The organism is Mesorhizobium sp. CNPSo 4684, assembly GCF_057784315.1.
This window is the reverse complement of the sequence record NZ_JBWLUX010000070.1, coordinates 1-6,310: the sequence shown is the minus strand read 5'-3', so window position 1 is coordinate 6,310 and position 6,310 is coordinate 1. Positions and strand designations below refer to the sequence as shown.

Below are 6,310 nucleotides of genomic sequence, written 5' to 3'. Positions count from 1 at the left end.
ATCGCCTTCACATCGCTCATTGAGGCCTTGTGCGGCCATGCGCTCTCGCCCTCGGTGATCTGCATGTTGGGGAGCCCAAAAGCGCGGTGTGAAGCCCGCTCAGGATCAGACGCCGCGAGCAGAGCCGGCATCGGATGATAACGGAGATACAGGCGTGCCCGTTCGATGGGCGTGTTCACCACCGTCAGGGTTTCGATGCCCTTTGCGTTGAGGGCTGGTGTGAGCAGCGAAACCGTCGCGATATGACGCCTGCAAAAAGGACAATGGAGACCTCGATACAGTCCGACCAGCACTGGCTTCTCGCCGCGGAAATCGTCGATAGCTATCTTTCCCTCGCGAGTAATCGCGTCGAGCACGAAATTGGGCGCTCGTTCGCCCAGTTGCAGAGGGCCTACGTCGAGACGTTCTGACATGCTGATCCCTCCTCGCGGGCCAATCGACAACAGATGTGCGGACGGGTGGCTTGAGCCCATGTTGCGGCACATACGTCCTTCGACCCGCTAAAATGGCGGTCGGCCTAGGACGGCGTCGACAGTCCATTCATAGCACGGAGGGAACTGCTTTTACACTAGATAGCGCCCCACGAACGCTGCACCTTCTCGGGCAGACGATCCCACAGCCAACTGCTGGGCCTCGTCACTCCATACCTCATTTCAAGTGCGCACCCGGCCGATATCCATTCTCACGGCCGCTCTCGCCCCAAAACCCAAATCGCTCCGAAAGGAAAAGTTCGACGACAACGATGACCTCATTGTCCGCATCGCGAATGGCAGCAAACGGCACTAGAGGGCCTGTCAGCTTTGCGCCCCATGTCGGTCATTCCGTCAGACTTGACCGCCTGCCAAAAGCGGACATGCTGGAGCGAAATTTGGGGGCTAGGACATCTCACGGCACTCATCGGGACGATCGATCCGGCGATGCAGGCAGATCCCGCGCAGCGCTGTTCCTAAAAGCTGTGACAGTGGTCCGCCTGTTGCCTGACATCCATAGTCGGATCGATCACCGGAATCGCCGCCTCAGCCAGCGCACCAGCGACCAGCCGCCCGCTTGCATTTTTTGGCCTTTGCTCGGCGGGCTGAGCGCTTCTCCTCCAAGTCGCTTCAACTGCCTTGACAGAAACCGACGCAGAATGCGCTGGTCGTAGAGGTCCGCCGAAGCGTTCCGCAGCAGCACGCGCTGCGAAAAGACGCGCAGCAACTCGGCTCCGCCGCGGCCGGCAGTGGTCCCGGAGAGGATCGAGATGGTGCGGCGGGCCGACTCCATCAGCTGCAGTCGCGCCGCTGCGTCAGGAGGCAGCCTCGGCGAATATACGAGTGGCGTAGGATCGACCAAACCACGGAAAACCGTTGACTCAAGATTCCGCCAAAGCCAAGTTCGGTGAAGATCAACTTCAGCCGCCGCTTCGAACGGCACGGTGAAAAGAGTTTTGCGAAATGCGAAAGTCGACCATTCGGGTTCGCTTCCGGGCAAAATCCTCAGATTGACGTCATTCAGGCCGTCCTTATCGCTGCCGGCCATCCGGCCGAAGACTTCCGCCTCGTTGAAAGTGAGAAACGATACGCACGCAGCGCCGGGATCTGCCGCTAGATGCGCAAGCGTTAGGTCTATCCTGCGGACGGTGCTGATGTCCTCGACATAGGACAGCAGGCAGATGTCATGCCGCGCATGCGACATCGCGAGATTCAGGGCGGCGCCAGCCGTCATGGAGCTGCCGTCCAGGCAGATCAGGCGGTCGTCATCTGACCATACCTGCCGCATCGCAGCGGCGTTGCGATTGCCGGGAGACCGGTCGACAAACACGAGTTCAAACCTCTGGTTCTGCTGCCGCCGGAGCGATTCGCTGAAAGCTTCGAGGTGGGTCCGGCCATCGCTCGTCACGACCAGTATCGAGACCCAGTCGTCCAACTTGCTTGCCGCCGTGCTGCCGCGATCCCAGATCCTTGTGACGAGGCGACTTGCATGTTTGCGTCGCAACAGATTGCCAATGCCGGACGCGACGCGGAAAGGCTCGCGACTGGAGAATTCGACAAATGCGCGATTGTCCGCGATGGCAGCGCGCTTAAGGTCCACATGGGCGATGTCGCTTGCATAGTCGTGACGGAGGATAGCATCCGGCTCGTAGACAAATGCCAAAGGCCCGTGGAACCGCCACAGACGCGCGCAGAGATCGTTGCCCTCATGACCGGCAAGTAGCGGGTTAAACCCACCGGCCTGCAGGAAACAATCGCGCTGCCAGATCGATACGCCTTCGCAATTGATGAACGTCGGTCTTCGTACGGCGCCGAGGTCGTAGTGCCCTTCGCCTATACCTCCCGTATGCGGGACGACCTTGCCGCGCACGGCGACCGCGCCAGTCTCCGCCATGCATAGTTGCAGAGCCGCGAGGCAGCCCGGTTCGATGATGCCGTCGTCGTCGAGAAAGGTCACGGCGGGACCGCGCGCCAACAACGCACCAAGATTCCGGCCAGCGGCGCAGCCTATGCTGAACGGCGGCTTTAGCCCCAGGAATGACGGAAAATGCCGCTTGGCGCTGTCAAAAAGCGCAGAATTTCCGTCGTCGACCAGGATCAATTCATATGTCTGGCCCGCGCAATCCGCTGCGAGGGCCTCGAGCGCTCGGTCCACGTCGGGGTGGTCGCGGTGGCTGAGCACGACGATGCTGAGTCCAGGTCGGGCAGGCGGTTGACCGAAAAGATGTCGCGCCGACACTTCGGCAAGCCGCTCCGTAAACCCTTCGACCAGCCGCAGCGCGTCGTCGAAACGGCCCTTGGTCCTGGCCTCTCGAGCCGCGTCGAACGCGCGGCGCAGGTCGGCGACATCCTGCTCTCGCGCCATCAGCTCCGTCCGCGTCGGCTCGACTTGGTTGGATGCGAAAGAGCGGCGATGGCCTTCGACCAGAATCCAGGCCGAACCTTGACGCCGCCGTCACGCGTCGGGCGCTGCGCCTCGGATGAAATCAGCGCCAGCCTCTCTCGGCCTTCTTGGACAGCCGCCGGAGAAACACCGAATTCCCTGACAGCGGTTTCGAAGAAACGCGCGAGAAACTCCTCGCGGAGTTGAGGCGCGGCTGATGCAAAATCCACCTGCCACCGCTTGCGTATTTGCGCATTCACAAGCTGATCGGCGATCATGCTCAGGAGTGGCCCGATTTCCTCCTTTTGGACCAGCGGAAACGCGTATTTGAAGACGCCAAGACCGTATTCGAGCGTGAATGCCAGCATCTCCTCTTCCGGCATCGTCAGCATCTGCATGCCGAGTGAATCAGGCCGGTTGCGCCGGAAGTAGAGGATACGGGGAATCCTATGCAACTCGCCCGCTCGCGCCACGGCCACCGTCCATGTGGTGGCGGAAGTTATAGGCAGCGCCGACACCATCGCTGCGCGGCGGACCAAACATCTGATGGCGGCCGGGTTGGCGCGCCGCGCCTGCTCGAGAACGCGCTCCAGGGCGAAGCCGACAACCGATTTGTGACGGACGACATCGTTGCGGGTGCCGAAATGCTGCATGTCGCAATAGACGCTTGCGGCTTCCGGATGGCGATCAGCATAGTCTATGAGCACCTGCAGATAATCCGGCGCGCAATGATCGTCGTGCTGCCAGTAGCAGAAATAATCCTCACGCAATTGGCTGGCGAGCCAGTTAATGTTGCCGTTCCAGTGCAGCCGACGCTCGTGCACCACAATCTCAAACCGAGGGTCGTCAGAAAATCTCTTGCAGGCCTCGTATGATCGCTTGTCGGCGCCGTCCACGGAGATAAGGACGCGATAATCGCGAAACGTCTGCGCCTGCACCGACAGCAACGTGTGCTCAACGTGCTCCCATCCCTCGAACAGGGGCATCGCGATTAGGATCCGCGCTTTCGTCATACTCTTCGTCGCTCTGCAAAACGTCCGGAAACCGGGTGCGTCGACGTCTCCGCGACGATGCGACGGGCGCACTCCTCGGCAAAATAGGGGGCCATGGTCAGCTTTCCCGGATCAACGCTGTGATAGGCACCAACCGAGGTGACGCCGATTTCAAAGCGATGGTGCAATTCGCTTGCGGGGTCGTCGATATCTGTCTTGCCCCAGGCGACGATCGGCCCGCCACGCACCACGACATCCGAAAGCTCGTCGATGGCGTAGTCGGAAAGAACAGAATGAATGGCGGCAAGACCGGAATATGTCCCCGCTAGTATGGACGAGCGGGAAGGTTCGCCGGGAACGATAGGCCAGAAGGGCGGCTGGGACTCGAACGTGCGCGCCGTCAGACAGCTTGGATACCAGGTGAGATAGACGGTGCCATTGCGGTAGCGGACAACTTCGCCGAATGGCCCGAGCACGATCGTCATCGACCTGGCCGGTCTTGCCCCAGGAGGTGGCCGGAAGCTGACGCCGTATTTCAGTCGATGAATCCAAGTTCGTTGCGGCCGCATCCCTGCTGAACTGTCGATCGCTATACGCCCGTCCCATAGCGCATTGACGACGTGGTCGAACTGATCTCTCTGAATGATCCCATCCGATGTCGTCGTGATTTCCCGCCGGTCTGGATCGACCGAGGTCACCAAGCAGTTCGTCCGGATCTCTATGCTCGGCGTTGTCGCGATTCGTTCCCTGATCAGTTCGGCAAGCGCTACCGGATCGATTGCGACCTCTGGCGATTGAAATGCGGCCAACGCCTGGCCCGTTAGCTCGCGCTCGAACTCGCTCTTCGTCCAACGCCTCATCGGACTGGCCAGATCCGCGTTGAAGTAGGCGCCGCGCCGGCCACTGCCGGCCTCCTGGATGAGTGTGTGGACGGCCTGCAGATATGCATGGATTTGGTCGGGCTCCTGCTGGGATTCTCGATGGACGACATAGGCGGCGGGGTCCGACGTCTCGAAGGCGGCGATTTCGAGCCCGAGCCGCTCGCTGAGCAGCGGCGCGAATGCAAGCGCACCCCGCATCATCATCCTGGCCGTCCGCAGAGACGGATCTCCCCCATACATATAGCCGAGGTGAACCTTACCCTCGTTCGCCACTGCGGCGCGGGTCAGCAACGCCGGGTTGCGGTCGAAAATCGTGACGCGCGCGCCGCGGTCGGCAAGAGCCATCGCTATGCAGCAGCCTTGCAGGCCGCCGCCCATCACACCGACGTGAATCAAAAGGGTGCCACCTTCGGCACAAAGACGGCGATGGAGTGCTTCACCTGTCTTTCCCCGCATTCCCCTGACGTCAATCCTAATGCCACATGCAGCCCCTTGCTCGTTGAGTAGGCGTCGGATCGGCGCCTGCACGTAGGACTACCGAATGACGGAATGCGCGTAAATATGCTAGGGCCGACAGAGCGGGACATCGCGCCTATGACTCGGCGGCCGGGTTCTTAATGAAGCCCTACTCATCGACTGCGATTTTCTCGTCACCAGCCGGTCAGAGGACCCGCGTGCGGTCCTGCTTGTCACTTGTTGTCACGCGTGCGCGATGACCCGCCTTCTCGCGCCCGCCAACCAGTAGCCGCCAGTCCGCTTCCGGCCCAGTTCAGCCATCAACTCGTCCGTTCTCCGCCTGCCGTTCTCTACACCTTCCCCTCCGCTGGCGTCGCCGGCGTTCCAATCAGTGTATGCCCGCATAAGCGCTTGTCCTTGTTTCGTGGCGATCTCCCGCGCCAACCCCACCTCCCTGGAACCAAATCCCAGCCTAAACTGTTCCAGTTTGATTCGACGCCGCCTGCCGGTTGGGCGAGCGGCGCACTTGAGGAGCTTGCATCATGACCATCTCATCCAGCTTTCGTTCGCTCGCGGTTGCGGCCATCGCCACGGTTGCTGTCAGCTCTGCCAGTGCCGCGCATGCCGATAGCGGCACGATCCGCTTTGCCGTTTACAAGGCGGCCTTCTTCGTCGGCGGCTCCGGCGGCGAGGGCACGCTGACCTTCCATGGCCGCACCTATCCGATCTCGATCGGCGGCGTTTCGGGCGGCTTCGCGTTCGGCGTTTCCAAGACCTATTTCCGCGGCACTGTACGCCATATCCGCCGGGTTCGGGATGCGACCGGGGTTTATGGCGCGGCGGGCGGTGGCGGCACGCTCGGCAAGGGCGCCCAGGTGATCGTCATGACCAATGACAAGGGCGCCACGCTCGAGCTTACGGGCCGGCAGGTGGGTCTGCAGGTGAATGCGGATCTTAGCGGGATGGCGATTTCGTTGAAGTAGGGGGCGGGTGGGGCGTTGCGTCGTGCGGCGTAGGATAAGTGCGTAGGGCGCTCCCCCTCTCCGTCTCGGCTTCGCCGAGCCACCTTGTATCTACACGAGAGAGATTTCGTGGGATTGAAGCGATTGAGCCAAGGTCCGGGCGGCC

At 61.4% G+C, this 6,310-nt stretch carries 5 protein-coding genes; 1 reads left to right on the top strand and 4 read right to left on the bottom strand.

The features are described from left to right. From AC04SG_RS32525 to AC04SG_RS32510, 4 genes are all read right to left on the bottom strand, one after another. On the bottom strand, window positions 1-413 hold a 413-nt coding region (locus AC04SG_RS32525; RefSeq protein WP_488554363.1), incomplete at its 3' end, for a peroxiredoxin-like family protein. Window positions 414-999: 586 nt separating this feature from the next. After that, entirely contained in the window at window positions 1,000-2,835 is a 1,836-nt protein-coding gene (locus AC04SG_RS32520; protein ID WP_488554362.1) for a glycosyltransferase, read from the bottom strand. Beyond that, the gene (locus AC04SG_RS32515; RefSeq protein ID WP_488554361.1) at window positions 2,835-3,839 is read right to left on the bottom strand and encodes a glycosyltransferase family A protein; all 1,005 of its coding nucleotides are present in this window, start codon (window positions 3,837-3,839) and stop codon (window positions 2,835-2,837) included. The genes AC04SG_RS32520 and AC04SG_RS32515 overlap by 1 nt, the downstream gene beginning before the upstream one ends. A gap of 23 nt (window positions 3,840-3,862) precedes the next feature. Next, the gene (locus tag AC04SG_RS32510) at window positions 3,863-5,182 is read right to left on the bottom strand and encodes an FAD-dependent oxidoreductase (RefSeq protein WP_488554360.1); all 1,320 of its coding nucleotides are present in this window, start codon (window positions 5,180-5,182) and stop codon (window positions 3,863-3,865) included. A 542-nt stretch (window positions 5,183-5,724) separates the two neighbouring features. Between AC04SG_RS32510 and AC04SG_RS32505 the strand changes: the two genes are divergently transcribed. Continuing rightward, the gene (locus tag AC04SG_RS32505) at window positions 5,725-6,165 is read left to right on the top strand and encodes a hypothetical protein (protein ID WP_488554359.1); all 441 of its coding nucleotides are present in this window, start codon (window positions 5,725-5,727) and stop codon (window positions 6,163-6,165) included. Window positions 6,166-6,310 lie beyond the last annotated feature (145 nt).